The 13854-nt window shown below is 38.5% G+C and carries 10 protein-coding genes, 1 pseudogene and 1 riboswitch; of the genes and pseudogenes, 8 read left to right on the top strand and 3 right to left on the bottom strand.

Annotated features, from left to right (window positions below; all coding sequences use genetic code 11):
• The first annotated feature begins 352 nt into the window (after window positions 1-352).
• Window positions 353-2020, top strand: coding sequence for a glycoside hydrolase family 43 protein (locus J7E81_RS24390; RefSeq protein ID WP_215046381.1), 1668 nt, complete (start codon window positions 353-355; stop codon window positions 2018-2020).
• Window positions 2021-2221: 201 nt separating this feature from the next.
• Window positions 2222-3454 carry an MFS transporter gene (locus J7E81_RS24385; RefSeq protein ID WP_251028844.1) on the top strand — a complete coding sequence of 411 codons (1233 nt, stop codon included), beginning with the start codon at window positions 2222-2224 and terminating at the stop codon, window positions 3452-3454.
• Window positions 3455-3531: 77 nt separating this feature from the next.
• Here the strand turns inward: J7E81_RS24385 and J7E81_RS24380 are convergent, their stop codons facing one another.
• Both J7E81_RS24380 and J7E81_RS24375 read right to left on the bottom strand, forming a co-directional pair.
• Window positions 3532-3924 carry a C-glycoside deglycosidase beta subunit domain-containing protein gene (locus J7E81_RS24380; protein WP_215046380.1) on the bottom strand — a complete coding sequence of 131 codons (393 nt, stop codon included), beginning with the start codon at window positions 3922-3924 and terminating at the stop codon, window positions 3532-3534.
• A 1-nt stretch (window position 3925) separates the two neighbouring features.
• Complete coding sequence (locus J7E81_RS24375) at window positions 3926-4948, bottom strand: sugar phosphate isomerase/epimerase family protein (RefSeq protein WP_215046378.1); 1023 nt, start codon at window positions 4946-4948, stop codon at window positions 3926-3928.
• Window positions 4949-5274: 326 nt separating this feature from the next.
• On the opposite strand from J7E81_RS24375, the gene J7E81_RS24370 reads away from it, so the two are divergent.
• Together J7E81_RS24370 and J7E81_RS24365 are read left to right on the top strand one after the other, a co-directional pair.
• Window positions 5275-6156, top strand: coding sequence for a carbon-nitrogen hydrolase family protein (locus J7E81_RS24370; protein WP_215046376.1), 882 nt, complete (start codon window positions 5275-5277; stop codon window positions 6154-6156).
• Window positions 6157-6172: 16 nt separating this feature from the next.
• Window positions 6173-6847 (top strand): annotated as a pseudogene (locus tag J7E81_RS24365) (GNAT family N-acetyltransferase).
• An 85-nt stretch (window positions 6848-6932) separates the two neighbouring features.
• On the opposite strand, the gene J7E81_RS24360 reads toward J7E81_RS24365, so the two are convergent.
• The gene (locus J7E81_RS24360; RefSeq protein WP_215046375.1) at window positions 6933-7820 is read right to left on the bottom strand and encodes a TetR/AcrR family transcriptional regulator; all 888 of its coding nucleotides are present in this window, start codon (window positions 7818-7820) and stop codon (window positions 6933-6935) included.
• A 242-nt stretch (window positions 7821-8062) separates the two neighbouring features.
• Here J7E81_RS24360 and J7E81_RS24355 point away from each other — a divergent pair, with 242 nt between their 5' ends.
• From J7E81_RS24355 to J7E81_RS24340, 4 genes are all read left to right on the top strand, one after another.
• Window positions 8063-9535 (top strand): MDR family MFS transporter, encoded by a 1473-nt coding sequence (locus J7E81_RS24355; protein ID WP_215046417.1) that lies wholly within the window; start codon window positions 8063-8065, stop codon window positions 9533-9535.
• A 138-nt stretch (window positions 9536-9673) separates the two neighbouring features.
• Window positions 9674-9958 (top strand): hypothetical protein, encoded by a 285-nt coding sequence (locus J7E81_RS24350; protein WP_215046373.1) that lies wholly within the window; start codon window positions 9674-9676, stop codon window positions 9956-9958.
• A gap of 224 nt (window positions 9959-10182) precedes the next feature.
• Window positions 10183-11883: an AAA family ATPase gene (locus J7E81_RS24345; RefSeq protein WP_215046371.1), complete on the top strand. Its 1701-nt coding sequence runs from the start codon at window positions 10183-10185 to the stop codon at window positions 11881-11883.
• A gap of 266 nt (window positions 11884-12149) precedes the next feature.
• Window positions 12150-12229: riboswitch (glycine riboswitch) on the top strand.
• 163 nt (window positions 12230-12392) lie between these two features.
• A complete protein-coding gene (locus J7E81_RS24340) occupies window positions 12393-13757 on the top strand; it encodes an amino acid permease (protein ID WP_215046369.1) in 1365 nt (454 codons plus the stop codon).
• The last annotated feature ends 97 nt before the right edge of the window (window positions 13758-13854 follow it).

Here is a 13854-nt window from a genome sequence, read left to right as displayed (position 1 = left end):
TGAGCCTTTGAAAAAGGCTCACAACTCCAACAGGTCAGCAAGCGAAGCGCGGTAGGGTTTTTAATAAAAAAAGTTTCAATTTATTTTGTCCGTTTTCTTGACGTAGTACCAAGGAGTTCCAAGTTCGGACAAGAAGACCATGGAATTCATTAAAGCTGCCCGAATGAGGACCAGGTTCGAGTAAAAAGCCATGAAATCCACCAATAGTGTGCGATTAAGCATCAGATTCTTACAGTAAGGCTATTAAACCATTCGAAATTTGTCCCAATGGCGACTAAGTGAGTGAAATAGGTATAAAAATGAACAAATATTACGAGAAGCCAATAATAAAATAAGTTGGAGTGATTTAAAAATGTCAAAACAGTTAATAAATCCAATTTTACCAGGATTCTATCCAGACCCATCCATCTGTCGGGTGGATGATGATTTTTATATGATTACCTCAAGCTTTTCTCTATTTCCAGGCGTCCCAATCTTTCACTCTACCGATTTAATTAATTGGGAGCAGATTGGTCATATCCTTGACAGAAAATCTCAACTGCATGTGACGGCTGATCATATGACAGCAGGAATCATGGCACCGACATTAAGATTTCACAACGGTACCTACTACATGATTACGACAAATGTTAGCGATAAGTGGAATTTTATTGTGACGGCTAAAGACCCTCGTGGACCGTGGTCTGATCCCTACTGGCTCGAGGGTTGTCCTGGGATTGATTCATCTTTATTTTTCGATGATGATGGGAAAGCATATCTTACAGGTACAAGAGAGGATAAGAATCCAGATGGTACAAGGTCTCAGGGGATCTGGGTTAGTGAAATTGATTTAGAACGGATGTGTCTTGTTGGAGAGGCAAAGACAATTTGGGGAGGAGCCTTAAAAAATTGCGCTTCACCAGAAGCTCCGCATCTATACAAAAAGGATGACTATTATTATTTAGTGATAGCTGAGGGAGGTACTGAGCATTTCCATGCCGTAACGGTAGCCCGCAGTAGAACGATTTTTAATGAATTTGAGGGCTATGCGGGCAATCCCATTTTAACCCATCGTCATCTAGGGAAACATTACCCGATTTGCAATGTGGGCCATGCAGATTTGGTTGAACTGAAAAATGGTGAGTGGTATACCGTCATACTCGGCTCTCGCCTAATTGAAGGCTATCATAAGAACCTTGGACGAGAAACCTTTATTGCACCAGTCGTTTGGGAAGAAGGCTGGCCCGTTATCAGTCCTGGAACAGGGAAAGTCGAATGGAGTTATCCAGCGCCAGATCTGCCTGCAGCTATCGAAAGAGTACTAGCAACGAGGGATGACTTCGATAAAGAGAAACTTGGAATGGATTGGGTATTTTTGGGGACCCCTTATGAGAATTTTTACTCACTTTCAGACAGTAAGCTGACAATGAATCTACTTCCTCGTTCCATCAGCCAGGAGGTACGCAAAATCGACATAACCGCGACAGAAGTGGATAAAAATGTCCCAACCCTTGGGTTTATTGGCCGCAGACAACTTCATGCAAATTTCAGTATGGCAACAAAGATAAACTTCCTAGCTTTCGAGGAGAATGAGACTGCTGGACTAGCAATCATGCAGGCTTGTAATCATCAGTTCAGGTTGGAGCGATCGATGGAAAAAGGAAAGCAAATATTGAGGCTTATCCAGTCTACAAGCGAGATAAACGGATATCCTCATCAGCCGCACTTTCAATGTATGACTACAGAAAAGGAGATTGCTAAAACGGAAATAGAAGGTGAAGAAATCATCCTCAAGGTTTCAGCAGAGGGTCAATCGTATAACTTCTATTTTGGTAAAGAGGAAGAAAATCTCCATCTGCTTTTTGAGAACGCAGATGGCAGGGAATTAAATCCCGAATCAGTGGGTGGTATGGTTGGAACCATGCTTTGCATGTTTGCCAGTTCCAATGGAAAGGGAAGTAAAAATAGGGCAGAGTTCGAGTGGTTTGATTATACTGAAACTGAATTAAGTCTGAAGGGTAAAACAGTTCTTCATGTCTGAAATGATTGATCATAAATTATAGTAATTTAAGAGATTAAAAATCAGCATAAGATTTTTAATCTCTTTATTTATTTTTGAAATCATTAATAAGTTAGGTTAAAAATTGCTTCTCTAATAGATTAAATAAATGAAATTAAATAAGTGATCAGGAGGTGTAAAATTAAATTACAAGGTTTTAATTTTTAGAATAGGAGAAATTTGATGCAACGGTTTACGTTTTTTAGAAAGATCAATGTGCCATTATTTATTCTAATGGTGAATATTTTTATCGCCCTGCTTGGGGTAGGGTTAGCTATTCCTGTTCTTCCGAAGTTTATTCTAGAATTCGGTGCGACGGGGAAGGATCAAGGATACCTTGTAGCTGCAACAGGCCTGACCCAATTTCTATTTTCCCCTTTAGGTGGGAAGCTATCAGATAAATACGGAAGAAAAATCATTACCATCGCTGGTTTAGGAATTATCATGCTGTCACAATTTATGTTTAGTATCGGCTCTGATTTATGGCTTCTTTATTTATCCCGCTTAATTGGGGGGATCGGAATTGGAATACTAGTACCTGCGAATATGGCGTACGTAGCGGATGTTACAACAATTGAAAATCGTGGAAAAGGGATGGGGTTACTTGGGGCAGCCATTTCACTCGGCTTTGTTATTGGCCCAGGGATTGGCGGATTTTTAGCAGAGTTTGGGTTGCGCGTACCATTTTATGCATCAGCAATTGCAGCAGGGATTGCTATGATCGTTTCCATCTTGTTCTTACCAGAGTCGTTATCAAAAGAACAGCAACAAGTCTATAGAAATTCAACATCGGAAAAAGATGGTATGATTCATGAAATCAAACGATCATTTAAAGTGCCTTATTTTGTCTTGCTATTACTCGTTTTTACGATGACATTTGGATTAGCCAATTTTGAAGCCATCTATGGGTTATATGTAAGTGAAAAGTACGAATATACCCCTAAAGATATCTCTATTATTCTAACTGTTGGTGCACTTGTTGGGGTTATCATTCAGGCTGTGATGGTAGATTGGCTGCTTCGCCGCTTCGATGAAATTAAAGTGATCAATACTTGTTTCTTTCTTTCGGCCGTTTCAATGATTTTCGTGTTGTTCTCTGGGAATTTTATTTATATGTTAATCATGAATATATTATTTTTCTTGCTAACTTCGATTCTACGTCCAGCGATTAATACCATGTTATCGAAAATGGCAGGAAATGAACAAGGTTTTGCGGCAGGTATGAATAATGCTTATAGCAGTTTGGGTAATATTATTGGGCCTTCATTAGCAGGAATATTCTATGATGTTTCCTACAATATTCCGTTTATCTTTGGAGCATTCATTTTAATAGGAAGCCTTTTTATGTGTACAGCTTGGAACCAAAGGGCTAGAAGGAATAATGATTTGGTGGCCGTTATAAGCGAACCCAAATAATTTTCCTGATAATAAATAAAAATTAATAAAAGGAGCAGTAAAAAAATCAGCCGCTGGGCTGATTTTTTTACCTTCAATCATGCTATCTCCACAGTTCTAACCTTTCTTCCCGCTAATGGTACTGGAATATAGGCCGTACGGACGATTACATCTAAAGCCACTTCATGTGTCCCCTTGGATAAACCGCCATCCTGTCGAACTCGAACCGATAATGGCTCGCCATATTCCCATTTATAGCTTGTTACGGTTTCCATTTCATCTAACGTAAACCAGTCCACCTCGTCTACTGAACATAAAAGATTCTCACGTGGAACCTTTTCGCCGTCCACCTCCACACGAATATCATTTACCATGGACAGTGGAATGCCTCGATAGTAGGTAATGTTGGTTTTTAATTCAAATCCAGTGATTTTACTTGCTTCTTCAATATTTTTACAAGTATTTTCTAGGAACACATTATTATCAAACATCTTAATAGACCTCCTGTCCTTCTAACTCTTTTATAACATTGCGAATCAGTGCCTGATGAGCTAAGACTTGTTCTTTTTCCACCATTGGATGTCCAGGAAGGACCCAGCGGTTTCCTTCAAATTCTGTAGAAACATAACCGTCATATCCTTTTTCGTGCAAGTACTGGAGAATCCCTGTGTAATCCATAGAATACTCTTCGCCTGTTTCGGTCATTTCAAATAATTTAAAGTGGAAATGTTTAATATATGGTATATATTCATCTAAAATATTGTAGGCTTCATTTTCATATCCATCTGCGAAATGGGCAAAAAAGTGATCCGCTTCGGATTTTAATAGTTTTTTTAGTTCATCTGGAAAGCCGCCATTTTCCAAATATACTTTCCTAGGGTCTTTACCTTGGGCAAATATGTTGTTGATATAATCAATCACTTCTTGGTTTGTACCTAAATGTTGTTTACAATAATCAGCCATTACTCTTGGCAGCCTGCGGCAGAAAATCCCGGTATCAATGACTAGTCCTACATAAGGAGAATTTAATCGTTTCATTTCTTTAATAAATTCTTGGGTTTTTGGAACATCAAAGCTTAAGCCTGCATGTATTTCGAGAGCCAAGGTAACATTATATTTTTCAGCATATGGCAATAATGGCTCGATAACAAAAGCCGGTACCATCGATACTAACCGGATTAAATTAATTCCTAACCGGTTGGCAAGCTTAATCTCTTCAATTAATAAATCAACACATTCTTTTTTGGTTAATTCTCTATTCTTGTATAAGTTTGTATTCAAGAAAACATCGGCAATGACTGGTTTCATCTTATAGGTGCTTACTAATTTATCCCATTCTACTAATGTTTCCTCTGAGGGATGGGGGGTGTTATGCAGCATCTGATCGGGAATGATTTCAATTCCTTCTACTTTATTCTCAGCCAAAAATTTAAAAATATCTTCTAAGCTCATACGTTTATTTAAATATTCATCTTGCAAACTATATAAGCTTACGCATGTTTTGATGTTGCTCATTTAACTATCTCCCTTCATCTTGTTTTTTGATTGATTTCGCCTACATAATCATCATAACCTTTAAATGTCATTGTTCCTTTTTATTAATTATCTTAAGAGTGATAGATTTTCATCTTATTTTTTACTTCCTTATTTATAAAATAAAAGAGGTTAAAAATGACATTGTCATTTTTAACCTCAAAAAATCTTATAGACAGTGATTGACATTAAGGCTCTCCTATTTTAAAGTATAATTTTCACATAATGTAATTAATAAATTAGTACTTGTTTGCTATATGTTTTTGATAATAATAGGATTAAAGACTCAATTAGGAAGAGGGGATTTTATGCAGTTCAGGGTATCAGCGGTTCAATATCATCTCCATACGATTCATTCCTTTGAAGAATTTGCCAATCAAGTGGAACACTATATAAAAACAGCTGAGGAATTTGGATCGGATTTTATTATATTTCCTGAATTCTTCACTACTCAGCTACTATCTATTGGGAAAGCTTATGGGAAAGCGTTAACTATTCAAGACTTACCTGATTTTACCGAACAATATCGTTCATTATTTATTCTGTTAGCCCAACAGTACAAAATGCATATTATTGGCGGAACTCATGTTATACGCAAGGATGACCGGCTATACAATGTAGCACATTTGTTTTACCCAGATGGCCGGGTTGCTGAGCAAGCCAAACTTCATATTACCCCAACGGAAGTAAACGAGTGGAATATGAGTGCCGGAGATTCATTTGAGGTCTTTGAAACCGATAAAGGTACAATCGCTATGTTAACCTGCTATGACATTGAATTTCCAGAAATTGTGCGAATGGCAAAAGCGAAGGGAGCGGATGTCATTTTTTGCCCATCTTGTACAGACGACCGCCATGGGTTCCACCGAGTTCGATTTACTAGCCATGCAAGAGCAATCGAAAATCAAGTATATGTTGTAACGACAGGTACAGTCGGTTCGCTGCCAACTGTTGATTTCATGCGGGCCAATTTTGGGCAGGCGGCTGTTATTACACCAAATGACATTCCCTTCCCTCCACAAGGTATCATGGTAGAAGGGGAATTTAACCAGGATATGATTGTGACGGCAGATCTCAATTTAGAATTACTTTACAAAGTTCGTGAAAAAGGATCTGTTACAACTTGGCGGGACCGTCGTACTGATCTCTATCCCGATTGGGAAACAGAAAGACAGCTCGTTCACAGTTAACTATTGGAGGTTCAACATGTATCGAAAGGAATTTTATGTTTTCGACGGAGAAAGAACCGTTCCAGCAGTGATCCGTAACTATGGGGAAAGGGACTTTCCAGATTTGATTCGTATTCAGCAGGAAAGTTTTCCTCCACCATTTCCATCTGAATTATGGTGGAATAAGGAGCAACTAATAAGTCACGTAACACTTTTTCCACATGGTGCATTGTGTATAGAAGTAAATGGAGAAGTCGCAGGTTCGATGACTTGGGATGCTTGTTGTTTTTGATCCACAACATCCAGAACACTCTTGGGAAAAATGACAGATAATGGATATATCCGAAACCACGATTCTGATGGGAACACCTTGTACGTTGTTGATATTGGTGTGCGGCCAGCCTATCGAAAATGGGGATTGGGTAAGTGGTTAATGTTTTCGATGTACGATGTCGTGGTTCATTTACGCTTGGAAAGATTACTTGGCGGGGGCAGGATGCCAGGATATCATAAATATAAGAATAATATGTCACCGGAACAATATATTGATGCATGTGTCAAAGGAGAAATAAACGATCCAGTGATTTCTTTTCTCCTTCATTGCGGTCGCTCTCCTGTAAAGGTAGTCATGAATTATTTGGATGATGAAGAATCATGCAACTACGGTACGCTCATGGAGTGGAAGAATCCATTTAATAAACTAGTTAAATAAAGACTATAAGCTTTGGACATAAAAAAAGCTTGTCGTTTGGAATCTTACCTAAACAACAAGCTTTTTTATTTAGCTAGTTACATACCTAATTAAGGAAGAACTCTTCCAAAAGTTGTTCGAGCTTATCCATTTCTTGCTTAAAGGTGGCACTTGGTGATAAATCATTTAAGGATGCCAGTGCACTTTTAATAAGAAATCTTCGCGGTGTTTTTGAATGGAGCATTTCTTCTTGGATGAAGTCCAATAGTTCATTGTTTTTGAATTGAACTTCTCCTACACCCACACACTTTTTTAATCGCAAAATGGTATGGAGTAACTTTTTCTCCATTTCATGTGAAGATGGATTACAATTAGGCAGCCATTTTTCTAATATTTCGGGTTCTAATAATTGCTCACCGCTATTTTCTACCTCTTCTACCATTTTTTCGATCCGATTTACCGAATACCGAATGACTTGTTTAATATTGGCATCAGATTCTTTTGCTAAAAAATGAAAATGAATATTATGATGCATCAATCCCATAAACATAATGGCACAATCCAATAAGAAAGGGTGCTTATTTTTTCCGAATATATCTACAAAACGATTAAAAATCCAATCAAGATACATTATTTGCATCCGTTTTAAAAATTCCTTTAAGGTAGGATCATTGGAAACAAATACCTCTTCAAAAAGAGTAAAAAGTTTATTCCTCCGATTAAACGCCATTTGGAGTTCAATTTGACGGGTAAATATTTCAATATCAGAAATATCCTGTCCAATTAAAAGCTCATTTCGTTCATGCTCGATCCTCTGACTCAAGTAAGTAAAGATTGCCATAAGTAATTCATTTTTTGAGGAAAAATAATTGTAGAAAGTACCCTTCGAAATCCCGCTATAATCAATAATTTCTTGAATCGAGGTAGCTTGAAAACCTTTATCGATAAACAATTGATGTGCTTTATTGATAACATGTTGTTTTCTTTCGTTCATTGTATTCACCTTGAATTCCATTAGACTGCTAGTATAAAAATAATTGTACCTTAATTATTGGTAGAAGACAAATCAGTAATTTATTTGAGATTTTTTGATTGCAAAAAATGAACTATCGGTATATGATATTGTCTATGCGAAACAAGGGTACAAAAAAATGAACTATTAGTTTACTAGGGGGAATTAAGGTGGAAAGTACCATTAAATATGATCGCCCGCCATATGGAATTATCGCTATATTGATGATCGGGGCATTTATTTCAATGTTAAATGAAACACTACTAAACGTGGCATTGCCATCCATCATGAAGGATTTAGATGTAAATGCATCTACCGTACAGTGGCTGGCAACTGCGTATATGCTTGTAAATGGGGTCATGATACCAGCTACCGCGTTTTTAATTCAAAAGTATACAGTAAGAAGATTATTCCTAACAGCCATGGCTTTATTTACGGCTGGGACGATTATTGCTGGCTTCGCGCATGCTTTTCCACTTTTATTAGCAGCTAGGATGATTCAAGCTGCAGGTTCAGCGATTATGATGCCGTTATTAATGAATGTGATGCTAACAAGCTTCCCGCCTGAAAAAAGGGGAGGAGCAATGGGACTATTTGGATTGGTGTTTATTTTTGCACCAGCAGTGGGACCAACACTATCAGGTTACTTAATAGAACATAATAGCTGGAGAATTTTGTTCCATATTGTATCGCCAATTGCCGCTTTGATTCTTATTATTGCTATTTTCCTATTAAAGGATAAAAAAGGCAAAGTGGATCTTCGTCTTGATAAGTTATCATTATTATTATCTAGTGTCGGATTTGGTGGATTACTCTATGGCTTCAGTTCTGCCGGTGATAAGGGCTGGGACAGCCCGGAAGTCTATGCAACGATTATCATTGGGGCAATAAGCTTGGTGTCGTTTGTACTTCGTCAAAACAAACTTGAAAAGCCAATGTTAAATTTCAAAGTTTATAAATATCCGATGTTCGCTCTATCCTCTGTCATTTCCATCGTAATTGCCATGGCGATGTTTTCAGCAATGCTGCTTTTACCTATCTATGTACAAAGCATTCGTGGCATTACACCGTTAAAATCAGGATTATTGATGCTTCCTGGTTCGATCTTAATGGGAATTATGAGTCCAATTACAGGGAAATTATTTGATAAATTCGGCGGCAGAGTTCTTGCTGTTATCGGATTAACGATTACCATCTTTACAAGCTATATGTTTAGTACATTAACATTAGATACTACCTATACGGAATTAATGCTTATTTACTCAGCACGTATGTTTGGTATGTCGATGGTCATGATGCCGGTCATGACAAACGGATTGAATCAGCTTCCTGCCCGTTATTATCCGCATGGTACCGCGATGAATAACACGTTACAACAGGTATCTGGTGCGATTGGTTCGGCTCTTTTGATTACGATCATGTCGAACCGCACGAAAACACATGCTACTGAACTGGCTGATTCGGCGATGAAACATGTTACAGGAAAACCGACGGCGGAAATGGTAGCCCAAATGAAGCAGCAAATAGGCATGAAGGCTATGTTAGAAGGAATTAACGATGCATTCCTTGTTTCTGTTGGAATTGCTCTTATCGCTCTAGTACTTGCTTTCTTTATTAAGCGGGCAAAGCAAGCTGAAGATCCTGAAGAATTTAAGGCTCCAGACAAAAAAGTTGTCAATAAGCTTGCAGAGAATTAACAAAATGAAGGGTGTCCCTTAGCGGATATCCTCTTTTCTTGCTTTAATGTATTGTGAATATTCTGTGAACAAAAATTTCCAAGTACTCTCACCTGCTTCTGTTACAAGCATATGATGTAGCAAGGTGGTGATGAAAAAATGATACTAGCAGATTGGATGCTTTATACAATGTGGGCTGTTTTTGGACTAATGATTCTTGATCTTTTATTAGGATTCTTAAAGTCATTCTGGAAAGGCACACTTACTTCAGATTTTATATTAGGATATTTGAAGGATTTATTATATTACGTTATTCCATTAAACTTCCTCATTTCTATGTTCCCAATCGACCCTTCTGGGTGGATTTTAATTGCATTCTTTTTCGTTGGCGGTTTAGCAGTTGCCATTAAGTATTTATTAGACATTATAAAAAAATTTAAATAATCCCGTTAGAAACCCTCCCATCCTTTTTGGAGGGTTTTTTAAATAATTCAGTCGGTCGGCAGAATTTGAAAATCAACGGATAAATTTACCTTTTTCGATAGGTATGACTAGCCGGAAATAAGAATAAATATCAGTATTCTAGATTAAATAATTTGGAGGCCTAACAGTTTTACGGTCTATTATCACAGAAAATATTCTAAATATTCAGAAAGGATTGTGGGGCCATGAGGAAATATCGATGGGTAAAATGGCGTAAAATCATCCTCTGGGTTGCCGCTGTGGTCATTTTAAGTATTTATCTGCTTAATAGTGGGCCGACAGTTTGGGGTGTCGTGATAAGTATTGTTAGTTTGTTACTACAGCTGCTCTTTGCCATGCTATTCATGATAATCCAGTTTGTTGCCCTTTTTTGGTTCCTTGCCCGCGGCAGAACCTATTGGATCCTGCCAGGGGAAACAGGCTCCACTTGGGACGATTATCGGGGTAACCCCGAGATTGTCGAAAATGCCAAGCGGATTGTAACCCTCCTAAAGGGGGTAAAAGAATTTAAGGAGATGGGTGGGGAGGCCATTCGCGGCTTACTGTTATGTGGACCGCCAGGAACTGGGAAATCCTATCTTGCCCAGGTTATTGCAAATGAAGCCCAAGTACCTTTTGCTTATGCCTCGGCCCCAAGCTTTCAAAATATGTTTTTTGGTGTGGGGAATCTTAAAGTAATGGGGCTATATAAGAAAGCCCGAAAGCTTGCCAAAGTGTATGGTGCATGTATTATATTTATAGATGAAATTGATGCGATTGGTATGAGCCGACAGGCAGGAGGCGGCGCTGGGGGAATGCTCGGTGGAATGATGGGGATGGGTGGTTCTGGTTTGCTAAATGAACTGCTCTTGCAAATGGACCCGCCAAACATTGATAATGGCTGGTTCTCTAAGCTGCTGCGAATGGTTGGACTTCGAAAGAAAAGGGCAGACCGTCCTGCTGTTTTAACGGTTGCTGCAACCAACCTTCCCGATGTACTTGACCAAGCACTGCTTCGTCCTGGCCGTTTTGATCGGAAACTCTGGGTTGATTCTCCCGATTATGATGGCCGTATTGATGTTTTCCAATACTACCTAGAAAAAGTGAAACGAGACTCTTCGATTACTCCTGAGCGTGCGGCACTTGATACAATTGGATACTCTCCGGCACAAATCAAGCATATTGTAAATGAAGCGGTCGTTATCGCTCATCAACGCGGAGCCCAAGTTGCAAGTTATGAGGATTTCCGCGCCGCAATGGAGACCTATGAATGGGGGCTTAAACAGCCGTTAAGGTCGATGAGTGAGGACGAAAAAAGAAATGTTGCTTATCATGAAGCTGGCCATGCGGTCGCCCAGTTCCTGCTTAAACCCCATGAACGAGTATGGAAAGTAACCATTATCCGCAGGGGCGGGGCGCTTGGTCTCGCAGCTACGAAGCCAACCCATGAACGATATAATCGGACCGACAAAGAAATATTAGCGGAAATCCAAGTATGTTTGGCAGCACGGGCGGTGGAGGAGGAGTTTTTAAATAAAAAATTAAACGGAGTTACTTCCGACTTAAATCAGGCAACACAGCTGGCTGGTGCCTATCTAGGGATTGTCGGAATGGGTGAAGAGTTATTCAGCTGGCTCGCTGTCGGTTCGCGCACAGATGGTCTTAGAGCGCTGCGTGGCAAAATCAATGAATTGCTAAAGAGTGAAATGACGAAAGTAAAGAAACTTGTAAATGATAACGCTGATTTTGTTCACAAAATTGCGGAGGAGCTTCTAAAGCGAGGAGATCTAACAGGCGAGGAGATCGAGCAAATCTATGTCGGTCTATATGGTCAAAGCCGAGCTGAAGTTCTAGAATCCCAGAATCAAAATTTGGTAGATGCCCCCGCTGAGGACAAAAATGAGTAGAGGCTAGAATTAACCAAGACGATCGTAGAAAGGATCGACAATCAGAAGAATAGCGAAAATAGGTGGTGTCATTCACCATCTATTTTTGTGTGCAAAGTTGGTCCACTTAGTCAGAGTTGATCAGCTGATCATTTTATATGTTGACAATTAGATAAGATACTACTATAATTATAAATTATTCAGCGATAGTTTGAAATTGATGTATATTTCAAACTTACTAATTAAATATTTAGCAAGCTATGATTGCTATGGATCACACTATAGCAGGAGCAGCTTCTGGAGAGACCGCAAATACTTGCGGCGCCGAAGGGTTCACAATCTCAGGCAAAAGGACAGAAGAGTACGAAGACTATTTATTATTCTACTACAAATAGAGTAATAGATATTATTTGTTATTCTTTCGCCCTTAAGAGATTGGAGATATTCCAGTCTCTTTTTTATTGGTTGCTTCTTGTTCATTGTTTCACAAGTCCAAGAAGAAATATTACTACCATTAGGGGGAGTTTTAAGTGGCACAACAAGAATTAAAAAGGGATTTAAAAAACAGGCACGTACAATTGATTGCGATTGGCGGAACGATTGGAACAGGGTTATTTTTGGGTTCAGGCAGAGCCATACAGTTAGCAGGCCCATCAATTATGTTTGCCTATGTCATTGTCGGCATCGCCTGTTTCTTTGTCATGAGGGCTTTAGGAGAACTTCTTTTATCAAAAGCAGGTTATAAATCTTTTACAGATATTGCAGAAGACTACATCGGACCTTGGGCAGGATTTGTAACTGGATGGACGTATTGGTTTTGTTGGATTATGACTGCCATGGCTGATATTATTGCCGTTGGTGTATATGTACAATATTGGTTTAATATACCGCAATGGGTTCCAGCCATTGTCTGCCTCGTACTATTATTAGGTCTGAATTTATTAACTGTGAAACTATTTGGCGAATTAGAATTTTGGTTTGCTTTAATCAAAGTCATCACGATACTTGCTTTAATCGGAATAGGAGTTATTTTATTAGTAATTGGATTCAAAACAGATGTGGCAACCGTTTCAGTTAAAAATATTTGGGAGTATGGCGGATTATTTCCACATGGTGTGTCAGGTTTCTTATTATCTTTTCAGATGGTAGTCTTTGCCTATGTGGGTGTTGAATTAGTGGGTGTATCAGCAGCAGAAACAGCTAATCCCCAAAAAAATATCCCATCAGCGATTAATAAAATTCCGTTAAGAATTCTATTTTTCTATGTGGGAGCCTTGTTTATCCTATTATGTATCAATCCATGGACCCAGTTGAATGCCGAAAACAGCCCTTTTGTAAAAACATTTAGTTTAGTCGGTATTCCGATTGCGGCCGGAATTATTAATTTTGTTGTTTTAACCTCTGCAGCATCGGCCTGCAACAGTGGTTTGTTTTCAACCAGCCGAATCTTATTTAATTTAAGCTCTAATAAGCAGGGTCCATCCCAATTTGGAAAATTAAATAAAAATCATGTACCAAGTAATGCTTTATTAATTTCAGCACTTGTTCTTTCTGGCGGAGCCCTTTTAAGTAAGTTAATTCCAGGACAAGCCTTTGGTATCGTGACAACGATTAGTGCGATTTGTTTTATTTGGGTCTGGGGGATTATCTTAGTTTGCCATATAAGATATCGGAAATTACGCCCGGATCTCCGGAAAAAATCGACCTTTAAAGCTCCATTTACACCGTTTATTAATTATGCGGTCTTAACGTTATTTGCTTTCATTCTCATTGTCATGTTATTTGCTGAGGCAACTCGTACTGCTTTATTATTGACACCAATATGGTTTATTCTTTTATTTATCTTGTATTCGTTTAACATAAAAAAGGATAACAATATTAGAGCTTCGGCATAACGATTATGAAATAACCTGAAAAAACTAATCCATACATAGTGGGTTAGTTTTTTTGTGGTTATCTTTCTAAATTAGGCTATTTTTATTTTTGTTCGTT

The organism is Bacillus sp. ISL-18, from assembly GCF_018613415.1.
Classification (GTDB): Bacteria; Bacillota; Bacilli; order Bacillales; family Cytobacillaceae; genus Neobacillus.
This window is presented reverse-complemented; position numbering and strand designations above follow the sequence as displayed.

Excerpts from the sequence above, each read along its gene's own strand:
- J7E81_RS24390 (WP_215046381.1), top strand. The coding sequence starts at position 353 with ATGTCAAAACAGTTAATAAATCCAATTTTACCAGGATTCTATCCAGAC.
- J7E81_RS24385 (WP_251028844.1), top strand. The coding sequence starts at position 2,222 with ATGCAACGGTTTACGTTTTTTAGAAAGATCAATGTGCCATTATTTATT.
- J7E81_RS24380 (WP_215046380.1), bottom strand. The coding sequence starts at position 3,924 with ATGTTTGATAATAATGTGTTCCTAGAAAATACTTGTAAAAATATTGAA.
- J7E81_RS24375 (WP_215046378.1), bottom strand. The coding sequence starts at position 4,948 with ATGAGCAACATCAAAACATGCGTAAGCTTATATAGTTTGCAAGATGAA.
- J7E81_RS24370 (WP_215046376.1), top strand. The coding sequence starts at position 5,275 with ATGCAGTTCAGGGTATCAGCGGTTCAATATCATCTCCATACGATTCAT.
- J7E81_RS24360 (WP_215046375.1), bottom strand. The coding sequence starts at position 7,820 with ATGAACGAAAGAAAACAACATGTTATCAATAAAGCACATCAATTGTTT.
- J7E81_RS24355 (WP_215046417.1), top strand. The coding sequence starts at position 8,063 with ATGATCGGGGCATTTATTTCAATGTTAAATGAAACACTACTAAACGTG.
- J7E81_RS24350 (WP_215046373.1), top strand. The coding sequence starts at position 9,674 with ATGATACTAGCAGATTGGATGCTTTATACAATGTGGGCTGTTTTTGGA.
- J7E81_RS24345 (WP_215046371.1), top strand. The coding sequence starts at position 10,183 with ATGAGGAAATATCGATGGGTAAAATGGCGTAAAATCATCCTCTGGGTT.